We start from the raw sequence: 12,775 nt of genomic DNA, 5'->3' as shown, positions 1-12,775 counted from the left end.
ATCCTCAATTCTGGTCGTCTTTGGTCATCAGCGTGTAAAACAGCCAGCTGACCAGAAGTGTGATTGCGAAATAGATGAGCGACATGGCGGCAGCCGGGCCTAGGTCGAACTGACCAAGGGCGATCTTCACCAGGTCAATCGACAACAGCGTGGTGGAATTGCCGGGTCCGCCGCCGGTCAGAACAAACGGCTCGGTGTAGATGTTGAAGCTGTCCATGAACCGCAACAGGATCGCGATGGTCAGCACCGTCTTCATCTTCGGTAGCTGGATGAACCGGAACACGGCCCAGTTGGAGGCGCCGTCGATCTTGGCCGCCTGATAATAGGCGTCGGGGATCGACACGAGACCGGCATAGCTCAGCAGTACCACCAGCGAGGTCCAGTGCCAGACATCCATGGTCACGATGGTCACCCAGGCCGCAATCGGGTCCTGTGTCATATCATAGTTGATGCCCAGCACGTGGTTCAGGAAATACCCCAAGAGGCCGATATCCGGCAGGGTGAAGATGTTCCACATCGCGCCGACCACATTCCACGGGATCAGCATCGGCAGCGCCATGGTCACCAGACAGACCGGCACCCAGAACCCTTTGCGCGGCATCGACAGCGCAATGGCGATGCCCAGCGGCACCTCGATGATCAGGATCAGGAAGGTGAACAGGAACTGGCGTCCCAGCGCGGCATGGAACCGGTCAGAGCGCAGGATCTGCTGGAACCAGTCGAGCCCCTGCCAGAAGAACACGTTGTCGCCGAATGTCTCCTGAACGGAGTAGTTGACGACGGTCATCATCGGGATCAGCGCGTTGAAGGCAACGAGCAGAAGGACAGGCAGGACAAAGAACCACGCCTTTTGGTTTTCGGTTTTCATTATGCCTGCTCCTCGGTCACGGTGGCAGATTGGGCAGCTTCTGTCGCGATCCAGCCATCGACATAAAGCCGGGTCTGGTCCTGGCGGAAGGACAGGTGGACCGCCTCGCCCTTGGCGGGGCCTGCACCTTCGATCACGGCATTGATCCGCTGGCCTTCAGCTTCACATTCGACAACGGTGTGCCGCCCGACATCCGAAACCTTGGTCACAGTTGCAGGCAGGCCGTTCGCGGCGAGCGTGACAAACTCGGGCCGGATGCCGACCTCGGTCTTGCCTTTGGCGTCACCCAAAATCGGGCCTTCCAGTGCAATCGGCTGGGTGCCGATATAGGGCTGGCCTGCGCGCAGGTCGCAAGGCAGCACGTTCATGCCAGGTGAGCCGATGAAATGGCCAACAAACGTATGTGCGGGGCGTTCGAACAGCTCAACCGGGGTGCCGATCTGTACCACCAGACCATCCTGCATCACCACCACCTGATCGGCAAAGGTCAGCGCCTCTGTCTGGTCATGGGTCACATAGATCATCGTGGCCTTCACGCGCTGATGCAGTTCTTTCAGCTTCGAGCGCAGTTTCCACTTCAGATGCGGGTCGATCACGGTGAGCGGCTCGTCGAACATCACGACGTTCACATCCTCGCGCACCAGACCCCGGCCCATGGAGATCTTCTGCTTGTTGTCCGGGCTCAACCCTGCGGCGCGGGTGTTGAGCAGATCAGTCACTTCCAGCATCTCGGCAATGGCCATCACGCGCTCTTTGACCGTCGCCTCGTCACGGCCGCGGTTGCGCAGCGGAAAGGCGAGGTTGTCGTAAACGGTCATGGTGTCGTAGATCACCGGAAACTGGAACACCTGCGCAATGTTGCGCTGATCTGGGGGCAGTTTGGTGACATCCTTGCCGTCAAAGAGGATCTGCCCTTCGGAGGGCACCAACAGGCCGGATATGATGTTCAGCAGCGTGGACTTGCCGCAACCCGAAGGACCAAGCAGCGCATAGGCACCGCCATCGGTCCAGTCGAGGTCGATTTCCTTCAGGGCGTAGTCGGATTCGCTTGAGGGGGTCGGCACATAGCTGTGCCGCAGTTTTGAGAGTGTAATTTTTGCCATTTGCGCCTCACGCCACGCGGGAGCCATCAGGGGCAAAGACATATGCCGCCGAGGGATCCATATAAAAATCATGCAGTTCGCCGACCTCATAGGGATGAACCCCCGCAGCAAGGGAGACCCAGCTGCCGTGATCTGCATCCAAGCCCATGTCGAAATGTGCACTGCTTTCAGAGCCGGACAGCTCCGTCACCTGCACCCGACCCGACAGCTGCACCGTAGTCGCGGGGCTGGCGATCGGCAGAACGTGGTAGGGGCGGATCGCGATGGTGTAGGGGCCATCTGCCAGATCTGCCGCCGCGCCGGTCAGCGACCAGCTGACGTCACTGCCCAGGCGCGCTGTGCTGCCCTGCTTCACGATTGGGGCGGTGTTGATCGGCGGATCGGAGAATACGCGCGCCGCTGCGACATTATCTGGGTTGCGATAGATATCGGCAGTGGTGCCGAACTGGGTGACGCGGCCATCCTGCATCAGCGCGGTCTTCCCACCCAGCAGCAGCGCCTCTTCCGGTTCGGAGGTTGCATAGACCACAACAGCGCCACGACCAGCAAACAGCTCGGGCAGCTGATCGCGCAGCTCTTCGCGCAGCTTGTAGTCGAGGTTCGCCAGCGGCTCATCCAGGAACACCGCACGGCTTTCCTTGGCAATTGCGCGGGCCAGCGCGGTTCGCTGCTGCTGACCACCGGACAGCTCATGCGGGCGACGGTGCAGCATCGGGCGCAGCTGCAGGATGTCTGCGGCTTCTTCGACGCGGCCTTCGATCTCGGACTTCGCCATACCAGCCACCTTCAGCGGCGAGGCGATGTTCTCGTAGACGGTCATATGGGGGTAGTTGATGAAAAACTGGTGCACCAGGCTGATATTGCGCTTCTGAGTGCTGAGCGAGGTCACATCCTGACCATCCATCAGTACCTTTCCGCTGGCAATCGGGTCAAGACCCGCCATCATCTTGATAAGAGAGGTCTTGCCTGACCCGGTGGCGCCCAGAAGGACGTTGAAGTGACCTGGCTCCAGCACAAGGGAGGTTTCCTTGATATGCAGCTGGGCGCCGACGCGTTTGGTCACGTTTCTGAGTTCGAGTGCCATCTTGCTTTGACTTTCCGGCGGACGGCCTGTTGCGCGCGGCATGCGCGATCTAATTTTGGGAAAAAATTGCCCCGGAGAGGGCCAGCCACGCTCCGGGGCGAAAGCGGGGAGCGCAGCGGATAGATCCGCGCGCTCCCCACGGGGAGGAGGGGTTACTCAGATGCCCAGCGGGCAACCAGCTCGTCATAGTTGACGGTCTGGCCCTGCGGCTTCTCATTCTCCAGTTTCGGCTTGGCGCCGCCATTGGCATACCACCACTCGGCGTCTTTCTCTTCGTTCAGACGCGGGCCGCAGCCGCCATAGACATTCGCCTGCTCGTCTGCACGCTGCATACGGGCCATGGTGATGTCCATTTCCTCGGCCAGACGGTCCATGGCTTCCTGCGGGGTGAAGGCGCCGGAGTTCACGTCACCGATCTGCTGCCACCAGATCTGGGCCAGCTTCGGATAGTCAGGCACGTTCACGCCGGTCGGGGACCATGCAACGCGGTCGGGCGAACGGTAGAATTCGACCAGACCACCCAGCTTGGGCGCACGCTCGGTGAAGCTCTCGTGGTTCACGGAAGAGTCTCGAATGAAGGTCAGACCAACGTGGGATTTTTTCACGTCAACGGTCTTGGACACAACAAACTGAGCATAGAGCCAGGCCGCCTTGGCGCGATCAACCGGGGTGGATTTCAGGAAGGTCCAGGAACCCACGTCCTGATAGCCAACCTTCTGGCCTTCTTCCCAGTAGGGACCATGCGGGCTGGGCGCCATCCGCCACAGCGGGTTGCCCTCGTCGTCAACGGTGTTGTTGCCTTCGGACTTCGGCTTCACCATGTCGGCGGTGAAGGCGGTGTACCAGAAGATCTGCTGGGCTACGTTGCCCTGTGCCAGAGCGGGCAGCGACTGGTAGAAGTCATAGGATGCAGCACCCGGAGGGGCGTATTTGCGCAGCCATTCGTCCCACTTGCGGATCGCATAGACCGCAGCCGGACCATTGGCAGCACCACCGCGGGTCACGCTTGCACCGGCAGGGTTGCAGGAATCCGCTTCCATGCGGATGCCCCATTCGTCGATCGGCACACCATTCGGCTCACCTTTCGAACCGGCACCGGCCATCGACAGCCAGGCGTCGGTCATCCGCCAGCCAAGGTCAGGAGCGCGCTTGCCGTAGTCCATGTGACCAAAGATTGTGGTCCCGTCGATTTCCTTGACGTCTTCGCTGAAGAATTCGGCGATGTCTTCATATGCGGACCAGTTGACCGGAACGCCCAGATCATAGCCGTATTTTTCTTTGAACGCGGCCTGCAGATCTTCGCGGTCAAACCAGTCCTTGCGGAACCAGTAGAGGTTCGCAAACTGCTGATCGGGCAGCTGGTAGAGATCGCCATCGGGACCCGTGGTGAACTGGGTGCCCATGAAATCGCCGAGATCCAGACCGGGGTTGGTGACGTCGAAGAAGTCGCCTTCCATCATGTCGGTCAGGTTATAGGCCAGTTGCAGGCGCGAGTGGGTGCCGATCAGGTCGGAATCGTTGACATAGGCGTCATACAGGTTCCGCTTGGTCTGCATTTGCGTCTGCACGGCCTGAACCACTTCACCCTCGCCGAGGATCTGGTGGTTCACCTTGATGCCGGTGATTTCCTCGAACGCCTTGGTCAGCACCTCGGATTCGTAGCTATGCGTCGGAATGCCTTCGGACAGGACGTTGATTTCCATGCCCTTGAACGGCTCGGACGCCTTGATGAACCATTGCATCTCCGAGAGCTGTTCATCCTTGGTCAGAACCGAGGGCTGGAACTCTTCGTCGATCCATTTCTTGGCAGCGGCCTCATCGGCATAGGCTGCCTGTCCCGCGACCACGGCAATAACCGCGGCTGCGGACAAAAGATACTTCCGCATCTTTCTCCTCCCTAGTGATTTATTGTGGCCAAAGATGCCCCGTGGCACCCGGCTGACAAACAGGTTCCATACCGCAGTCTATCTTGTCAAACTAATTTTTTAGTTTGTCGTAAGATGCTGAATTTTAAAGGTAAGTAAATCCACCTTGAGGCGAGTGATCTGACCGTGCGGATGGGCTCTGCGGTGCTGCATCGCGGCAATCGTCGCGGGAATCCCACTGTGCGCGATCCGCACTTGCGTGCACGGCAACGGTAGCGGCCATCGCCGCCGCGCCGAATGGCGAAATTTGCCGTCGCTGACAGGGGGTTTTGCCGCTAAGGAGAGGTCATGGATACATGTGATACATTCGAGATCTTCCTGACCGCCCCTCCGGGGATGGAGCAGACCCTGCAGCGCGAAGCGACGGAGGCTGGCTTTGCCGGTGCCAAAACGGTACCCGGTGGCGTCACCTTTGAAGGCGGCTGGCCCGATGTCTGGCGCGCCAATCTGCAATTGCGCGGTGCCGCGCGCGTGCTGGCCCGTATCGGTTCTTTCCGTGCGTTTCACCTCGCTCAGCTCGACAAGCGCGCCCGCAAATTTCCCTGGTCGGATGTGCTGCGCGCGGATGTCCCGGTCCGCGTGGAGACCACAACCAACAAGAAATCCAAGATCTACCACGCAGGTGCGGCCACCCAGCGTATCGAACGTGCGATTACGGAGGAGCTTGGCGCCGAGATCAGCGCCGATGCCCCCATCACGGTGAAACTGCGGATCGAGGATAATCTCTGCACCTTCAGCGTCGATACCTCCGGCGAGGGGCTGCACAAGCGCGGTCACAAGACAGCCGTGGGCAAGGCGCCGATGCGCGAGAACCTCGCCGCTCTGTTCCTGCGGGACTGCGGGTATGACGGGCAGGAGCCCGTGGTGGATCCGATGTGCGGCTCCGGCACCTTTGTGATCGAGGCGGCCGAGATCGCCAGAGGGCTGTTTCCCGGCCGCAGCCGCAGTTTTGCGTTTGAACAGATGGCCAGCTTTGATCCCGATGCCTGGCAGGCCCTGCGTGCTGAGCAGAACCCGCGCCAGACCAGCGCACGCTGCTACGGATCCGACCGCAATGATGGCGCGGTTGACATGGCCACCGCCAATGCCGAACGGGCAGGGGTCGGCGATCTGGTGACCATTGTTCAGCAGGCGGTCAGCGACCTGACGCCACCGGATCTGGGTCCGGAGGGCAAACCGGGTCTGGTGATCGTGAACCCGCCTTATGGCGCGCGGATCGGCAACAAGAAGCTGCTCTATGCGCTCTATGCGGCGCTTGGGGAAACGCTGATGGTCCGTTTCAGTGGTTGGCGCGTCGGCATCGTTACCAGCGAGACCTCCTTGGCCAAGGCGACGAACTTGCCCTTCAAACCCTTTGGTCCGCCGGTGGCCCATGGCGGTTTGAAGATCCGGCTGTTCCAGACCAATCCGCTGCCATAGGCGCTCTGGCCGATCCTAGGATGTGATGCCCCGCCAGGCCCGGACCAGACCGGCCAGAGCCATGCGATCGGCGTCGGTACGGGTAACCGGCACGCCCTGGTGATTGAGCGCAAGACAATAGGGCACATCCAGCGGCGCAGCTGCGATCAGGGCAACATTCTGCCCTAACCAATAGGGGCGCGCCGCCGACAGCTCTGCACCAAGGAGCAGCCCCCAAAGACGCGCAGAGGTTTCGCTTTCTGATCCGTCCCGCAGAACCTGAAGCTCGGCCAAACGCGCGGCCAGGGCTTCAGGTTTGGACTGGATGGTTTCCATCGCCTCTGTCAGAGCGGTGCGCTCGGCACTCTGAAATTCTGCGCCCCCTTCAATGCCCAATCCCGGCGCCAGGCTGCGCCAAAGTCCGGGTGTCAGAAAGCTCTGAAAACTGACCACTTCCTCTGCGCTGATCAGTGCCCAATGGGTCGTCGCCCCGGCAATGCAGATCACGCCGTCCCAGTCGGGGTTGAGGCTGAGGAACCCCGCAATGCGATTGACGGCACCGCGCATCACTCCAACAGGGGCGCTTTGTGACAGCCCGCCAAGCAACCGCAGCGGATGCGTCCCCAGCATCGCCTCTCCCATCGGCAGCTCCGTGACCTTGGCAGGCACCGCGATCGTGCCCGTCGTGCCGCCCCGCAGGCTGTCATCATTGAGCAGGATCGGCGTCTCCGGGGCGCAGCCATGCAGCGTGCCAACCAGCCCGGCCAGATCCGCCATCAAATCGGCGCCTGTGCTGGCGGAGACATGTTGCACGGCGTCCCCCTCGTTCATCAGCCAGACCATCAAGCGACCGTCTGCGTGATCCGCAGCCACCCAGTTGGCAGATTTCATCGGAGCGGCCCCGGCGGTTGATGCAGAGGATGGCTCAGAAGATGCAGCGCACATGTTGATGTCCTTTTGCCCGGATCCCGAAACGGGAATGCGGTGACGGCGGTTTCCGGCACCAAGCCCCTCCTTGCCAAGTTCCGGGTCAATGATCAACGTCAGCCCCGGATTTGGCGCCATTTGGCTTCAGGCGACAGTCGGGCCCGGATTGGCGCTATTTTTGTTTCGGCAATGGCGGGGAAATGGTTAACGGATCCAGCCACACGATAAAGAAGGTTAACATTCCTTATTGGATAAGCCGGGCGTGGACTCGAATTTAGCCATGAGTCTTGGCTGATTCCTTATACTTTTGGATAGGCTGCGGAGATAGTTCCTATCCTTTAGAGGAATTGTTTCTCAGTTGGCGCCCTGATTTACTGAAAATTGAGCGAATACTGCCGTATCTCCGATTTTACTGAGATTTGCGTAAAATTGCTTTATTAAGAAATGGCCGCAATAGCGGTTCGGAGGGCGACCTGAACGGGCCGCCTGATTGGGACGAAGGTGCCAGCCTCATGGGGGTGCGGCTGGAGAAGAACCATCGATCTTATTGGACTTGGGACCCGGGGCGCTGTCGTGCCGGGATACTCAGATTGGTGCGAGTACGCCCGCTTTCGCGGGGCAATGTCGCTGTTGTTTCAGCGCACGGGTGAGGATCGCGGGGGCGGTCCTAGATTGGGGTTGGAAATGAAGGATTTCGTGCAAGAGGGGGCTGCTCGCCCGTCTGGTGTTGCGGTCGGTCGGGCGACATGGTCGCGCTGGCCGTTGGTCGGAAACGGCTATCCTGTGGCATTGGTCAGGGAAGCGCGTTTTGTGTCTGTCGCCAAGTCCGTTGCCAATATGAATGCAGAGCTTTCGGCGCGATCATCTTCGCCGCGCCGGGCGCTCGACAGTCACCTGACCGGACTGCGCGACGACGTTCAGGCCCAGTCCTCGAAAATGTCTCGTCAGGGTTATGCCGTTTTCGGCAAACGTATGCTCGATATCACGCTGGTTCTGCTCACGCTGCCGATCAGCCTGCCTTTGATCCTGATGGCCGCGCTTGCGCTTTGGCTGGAAGGGGGCAATCCCTTCTACACGCAGGATCGCCTTGGTCAGCGCGGGCGGGTATTCTCGATCCTGAAGCTGCGCACCATGGTGCGCGATGCCGACAAGCTGCTGGAGCGTTATCTCGCCAGCAATCCGGCCATGCGGCGCGAATGGGACGAGACGCAGAAGCTGAAGGCAGATCCGCGCATCACGCCGGTCGGCCGCTTCCTGCGCACCACGTCACTGGATGAGCTGCCACAGCTGTGGAATGTTCTGATCGGTGAGATGAGCCTAGTTGGCCCGCGTCCGATGATGCCCGATCAACTGTCGCTCTATGGCGATGCCACCGCCTATTTCGATCTCAAACCCGGGATTACCGGTCTCTGGCAGGTCTCGGTGCGTAATGAGAGTGGATTTGCCACCCGCGCCCGCGCCGATACCAGCTACCACGGTGACCTGAGCCTGCGTACGGATGTCGATCTTTTGCTGCGGACGGTGGGTGTCGTTCTGCGAGGCACGGGATATTAACCGATCGCATCTAACTGTGATGGGCCGGACTATAGGCGCATCTTGCCTAACGTGGTAGAACTGCGAGGGGGTTTCATGAAAGATGCGATCAACGACGCGGAGGCCCCTGGCACCTGTGGACAGAAACTGGAGTGGGACGACCCCATTGCAATGACGCAACAAGGCTTTAAGAGATTTCGCCGCCGCAAGGGGCGCAACTCCTCGGACCCAGAGCATGACACGGCTCTGACCGGGCAGCCTCAGTCTGCGCCGAACGCGCCACAACAGGGCGGTGAAAATGCCCGAGAAATGGCGGCTGCCGCGCGCAGCGCGCAGGCCGATGAAGGCAGACGTTTTGCCCGGCGCCCTGAGAGCAGCAGAAACAGGCCGCTCGAAGGGATCTCAGATACGGATCCAACGCCGCAGCGCCTGCCCGCGACCCTGCCCGAGATGTGGGAGCGTCTCCACCGCGTCCCACTGGACATTCGCGGCCATCAGGTGGCGCGCTCGCCGCTGGTGAATTTCTTTCGCAACTCCCCCACCGCAAACGCCTTTGACCTGCTGCGCACCCGCCTGCTTCACAGTCTGAAGGCACAGGGCTGGAAGCGGGTTGCCATCGCGGCGCCGACAGCCGGGTGCGGGGCCACGTTCTCTGCCGTCAACCTCGCGCTCAGCATGGCGCGGGTTCCGGGGACACGCACGGTGCTGATGGATCTGAATTTTCGCAGACCCGGTGTCGCCTCCGCGCTGAAACTGCCACCGGCCGGCGATATGCCGGGCTTTCTATCAGGGGAGCTGACGCTGGCAGAGCATCTGATCCGCCCCGCCGCCTCCCTGGCCGTCGGGCTGACCGCAGCCCCGGACCGCAACGCCGCCGAAATCCTGCATGACGGGCGGTGCGCCAGCGTGATCGACGACATGGTGCTAAGCACGGGCGCGGATGTGACATTGTTCGATCTGCCGCCGGTTCTGGAACATGACGATACCGCCGCCTTTCTGCCGCAGGTCGATGGCGTTCTGCTGATTGCCGACGGCACCCGTACCACGGCGGCACATCTCGCGGCCTGTGAAAAACTCTTTGATGGTCAAACCCAGTTGCTGGGCGTCAGCCTGAACCGCGCGCGGGGCGCCGGTTTGCTGCAATTTGGCCAATAGATCCGACCGGGGACCTCGCCGAGGTCCCTGATCCCGCCTCCCGGCGCGCGCGCCGTTTCTGAACCGACGACCAACCGCAACCAACCATCAAACGAGCCGACACATGGGACCGATCCGCACTCTGGATGACATTTTGGATATGCTGCGACGGCGCGCGTCGGTGATCCTTTGGGTTGTCCTGCTGGGTGCCATGGTGTCGCTATGGGTCGCGGCAAAGCAGCAGCATTTCTACGAAAGCTCGGCGGTCCTGCAGATCACCCGGCCGAAGATCGCCGACGAACTTGCCAAATCCACCGTTGACGGATCTTCGGCGCGGCGGCTGCAACTGATCGAGCAGCGTCTGATGGCGCGTGGCTCGGTCCTGGAAATCATCGAGAAATACGGTCTCTACAAGGATCTTCCAGGCCTTGTCCCCTCTGAAAAGGTGGCGCTGCTGCGCGACTCCGTCTCGCTGACCGGGGTTGCTGCCGCGAGGGAGGGGTTTGCCGATGACGGCACGATTTCGGTGCTGACCATCTCGGCGCTGATGCCGACGCCGGAACAGGCGCAGGCCGTTGCCAGTGAATTCGCCACCCGCACGATTGAACTGAGCCAGAGCTCGCGCATCGAACAGGCCCGGGAAACCCTGACCTTTTTTGCCGACAAGGAAGCCGCGCTCATCGGCGAGGTGGCCGAGCTCGAGAATGAGATCACCGCCTATCGCAACGCCAATAACGTTGCACTTCCCGGCGGGATCGAGATGCGCCGCGAGGAGATTTCATCGCTCAATACCGGCTTGCTGGAGATCGAGCGCGAGCAGATCGAGCTGCGCAGACAGGCGGATCAGACCACATCGAACCAGCGTCAGGCCACGGCCCGTCGCATGCTTGAAGTCTTTGAGGAGAAACTGGCCACGCTGGACGCGCAGCGCGAACTGCTGTTGAACCGCAGGTCGACGCTTGAGCGATCGCTGGAAACCACACCGGAGGTGGAGCGCCAGCTTGGCGTCTATGAACGCAGGATGAGCCAGCTGCAAAGCGAGCTGGATGCGATTTCCCAGCGCCGGACCGAGGCGGAAGTGGGCTTTCGCCTGGAGGCCTCGCGCCAGTCGGAGCGCTTGAATATCATCGAATCCGCGCCGCTTCCGGACTATCCGGCAACAGGCGGGCGCAAGAAAAAGGCACTGATGGGCGGAGTTGCCAGTATCGGACTGGCCCTTGGCATCGCCTTCTTGCTTGAGCTGCGGCACCCGGTGCTGCGCAGCGTGGCGCAGATGGAGCGGGAGACCGGCCTGACACCGGTTGTTGCGATCCCCTATCTGGACACGGCACCCTGGCGGCGCGGCTTCCTCGCGCGGCTGCGCAGAGGCTTCAACAGGCGGCGCCCGCCGGGGGCCGAAGCAAGCGGCTGAAAGAGGCGTTCGGTCCTGGTTCTTAGCCAACCGCGGCGATCATCGCCGTCAGCCTGTCCCAGTGCCACCAGATCGCGGACAGGCCAACCATCAAAGCCAGAACCATAAACAGCAGGTCATGCAGCGGATCCCAGACATGGTGTTTGCAGGCCAGCCAGATCACCACCGGATAGGCCATTACCATCGCCAGCCCCAGCGCGGCGATCCCGCCTGTCAGGCCAAACAGCATCACCCCGGCCAGAAACAGCACCGTCTGGGCAATCCCCCGCGCCGCCGTAAAAACAAAGAATGACCGGCTGTCCCCGGCGGCCAACGCGGCCTGATCATAGGTCATGGTGATCACAGCCGGAGCCATGGCAAGCGCGATCAGAACCACCATCGGACCGGCATCGCCATATCGCGCATCATAGAGCAGATCGACAAGCCAGGGGCCAAGCCAGGCCATCGTCAGCAGGATCGACAGGATCATCATGCTCAGCCCGGCGCGCAGCTGGCGCTGTTTGCGCCGGTACTCCGGTGCGGCATGGGCAGGCTTGTCGCGGTAAACCGGGATCATCAGCCGCTGGTTGACCGCATGGCCGAGTGCCATTGGGAAACTCGCCAGGAAAAACCCGATATTGTAGATACCAAGCACGTCCAGCGGGACGAACTTGCCCAGAATGGCCCGATCGCCCTGCGAGGTCAGAAACCAGAAGGCGGTCGACAGGAAAATCCATTTGCCGAAATGCAGCAATTCACGCAGCGCCGTCGGCTCCCATCGAAACCGGCTGGGCCGCCCCGGCAGTCCCAGATGCACGCTCAGCAGGAATACGCCTGCCTGCAGGACACTGCCCAGGACCAGGGCCAGAACCGATTGCGTCCACCAGGCCAGCAGAACCATGGCGCCAATGCCAATGGCCTGGCTGATTAGCTCCAGCGCCGTTAGTCGACCGACCAGCAAATGGCGATGGGCCGTCTCCACGCGGATCGGGTCAAATCCGTTGAGCACCAGCGCGATACCGGCAATCGGCAGGTACCACAGCAATTCCGCTGCGCCATAGAATTGCGAAACAGGCCAGGCCAACAGCAGGGTCAACCCCCACAGGACAAAGCCACGCACCACCTGCACGCTCCAGGCCGTGTCGAGGAAATCCGGATCGTCGCCGCGCTTGCTCTGGGCAATGGACGGACCGATCCCCATATCGGAAAACAGCGCCAGCCCGGTGACCACAACGCTGACCAGCGCCATCAGGCCAAAGGCTTCGGGGAACAGCAGCCGCGTCATCACCAGATTCGCCGCCAGCCGCAGCGCCTGACTGCCGCCATAGCCGATCATCAGCCAGGAGGCCGAGCGCAACACGCGGGCGGCGAGGCGTTCTCCTTGGAAAAGCGACAGGACCTGCGGCATCAATA

Annotated in this window: 10 protein-coding genes; 4 read left to right on the top strand and 6 right to left on the bottom strand. The window is 61.2% G+C overall.

Annotated features, from left to right (window positions below):
- Positions 1 to 4 precede the first annotated feature (4 nt).
- The 4 genes from VWZ87_RS11235 to VWZ87_RS11220 form a co-directional block, all read right to left on the bottom strand.
- Positions 5 to 868: a carbohydrate ABC transporter permease gene (locus VWZ87_RS11235; RefSeq protein WP_340544503.1), complete on the bottom strand. Its 864-nt coding sequence runs from the start codon at positions 866 to 868 to the stop codon at positions 5 to 7.
- On the bottom strand, positions 868 to 1,971 hold the full coding sequence (locus tag VWZ87_RS11230) for an ABC transporter ATP-binding protein (protein ID WP_416535550.1): 1,104 nt from the start codon (positions 1,969 to 1,971) through the stop codon (positions 868 to 870). The genes VWZ87_RS11235 and VWZ87_RS11230 overlap by 1 nt, the downstream gene beginning before the upstream one ends.
- A gap of 7 nt (positions 1,972 to 1,978) precedes the next feature.
- On the bottom strand, positions 1,979 to 3,055 hold the full coding sequence (locus VWZ87_RS11225) for an ABC transporter ATP-binding protein (protein ID WP_416535549.1): 1,077 nt from the start codon (positions 3,053 to 3,055) through the stop codon (positions 1,979 to 1,981).
- 152 nt (positions 3,056 to 3,207) lie between these two features.
- Positions 3,208 to 4,941, bottom strand: a complete 1,734-nt coding sequence (locus VWZ87_RS11220) for an ABC transporter substrate-binding protein (protein WP_340544511.1) — start codon at positions 4,939 to 4,941, stop codon at positions 3,208 to 3,210.
- Positions 4,942 to 5,268: 327 nt separating this feature from the next.
- Between VWZ87_RS11220 and VWZ87_RS11215 the strand changes: the two genes are divergently transcribed.
- Complete coding sequence (locus tag VWZ87_RS11215) at positions 5,269 to 6,399, top strand: THUMP domain-containing class I SAM-dependent RNA methyltransferase (protein ID WP_340544513.1); 1,131 nt, start codon at positions 5,269 to 5,271, stop codon at positions 6,397 to 6,399.
- Positions 6,400 to 6,414: 15 nt separating this feature from the next.
- Here the strand turns inward: VWZ87_RS11215 and VWZ87_RS11210 are convergent, their stop codons facing one another.
- Positions 6,415 to 7,269, bottom strand: coding sequence for a 2-dehydro-3-deoxygalactonokinase (locus tag VWZ87_RS11210; protein WP_416535548.1), 855 nt, complete (start codon positions 7,267 to 7,269; stop codon positions 6,415 to 6,417).
- A 720-nt stretch (positions 7,270 to 7,989) separates the two neighbouring features.
- Here VWZ87_RS11210 and VWZ87_RS11205 point away from each other — a divergent pair.
- The 3 genes from VWZ87_RS11205 (at position 7,990) to VWZ87_RS11195 (ending at position 11,383) form a co-directional block, all read left to right on the top strand.
- Positions 7,990 to 8,859, top strand: a complete 870-nt coding sequence (locus VWZ87_RS11205) for a sugar transferase (protein WP_416535547.1) — start codon at positions 7,990 to 7,992, stop codon at positions 8,857 to 8,859.
- A gap of 75 nt (positions 8,860 to 8,934) precedes the next feature.
- On the top strand, positions 8,935 to 9,993 hold the full coding sequence (locus VWZ87_RS11200) for a CpsD/CapB family tyrosine-protein kinase (protein ID WP_416535546.1): 1,059 nt from the start codon (positions 8,935 to 8,937) through the stop codon (positions 9,991 to 9,993).
- A gap of 103 nt (positions 9,994 to 10,096) precedes the next feature.
- Positions 10,097 to 11,383: a GumC family protein gene (locus VWZ87_RS11195; RefSeq protein ID WP_416535545.1), complete on the top strand. Its 1,287-nt coding sequence runs from the start codon at positions 10,097 to 10,099 to the stop codon at positions 11,381 to 11,383.
- Positions 11,384 to 11,405: 22 nt separating this feature from the next.
- Here the strand turns inward: VWZ87_RS11195 and VWZ87_RS11190 are convergent, their stop codons facing one another.
- Positions 11,406 to 12,770, bottom strand: coding sequence for an oligosaccharide flippase family protein (locus VWZ87_RS11190; RefSeq protein WP_416535544.1), 1,365 nt, complete (start codon positions 12,768 to 12,770; stop codon positions 11,406 to 11,408).
- Between the last annotated feature and the right edge of the window lie 5 nt (positions 12,771 to 12,775).

It is taken from the genome of Phaeobacter sp. JH20_37 (genome assembly GCF_048056015.1).
In the GTDB taxonomy this organism is placed as follows: Bacteria; Pseudomonadota; Alphaproteobacteria; order Rhodobacterales; family Rhodobacteraceae; genus Phaeobacter; species Phaeobacter bryozoorum.
The sequence above is the reverse complement of the archived record's forward strand: the minus strand, read 5'-3'. Positions and strand labels throughout refer to the sequence as shown.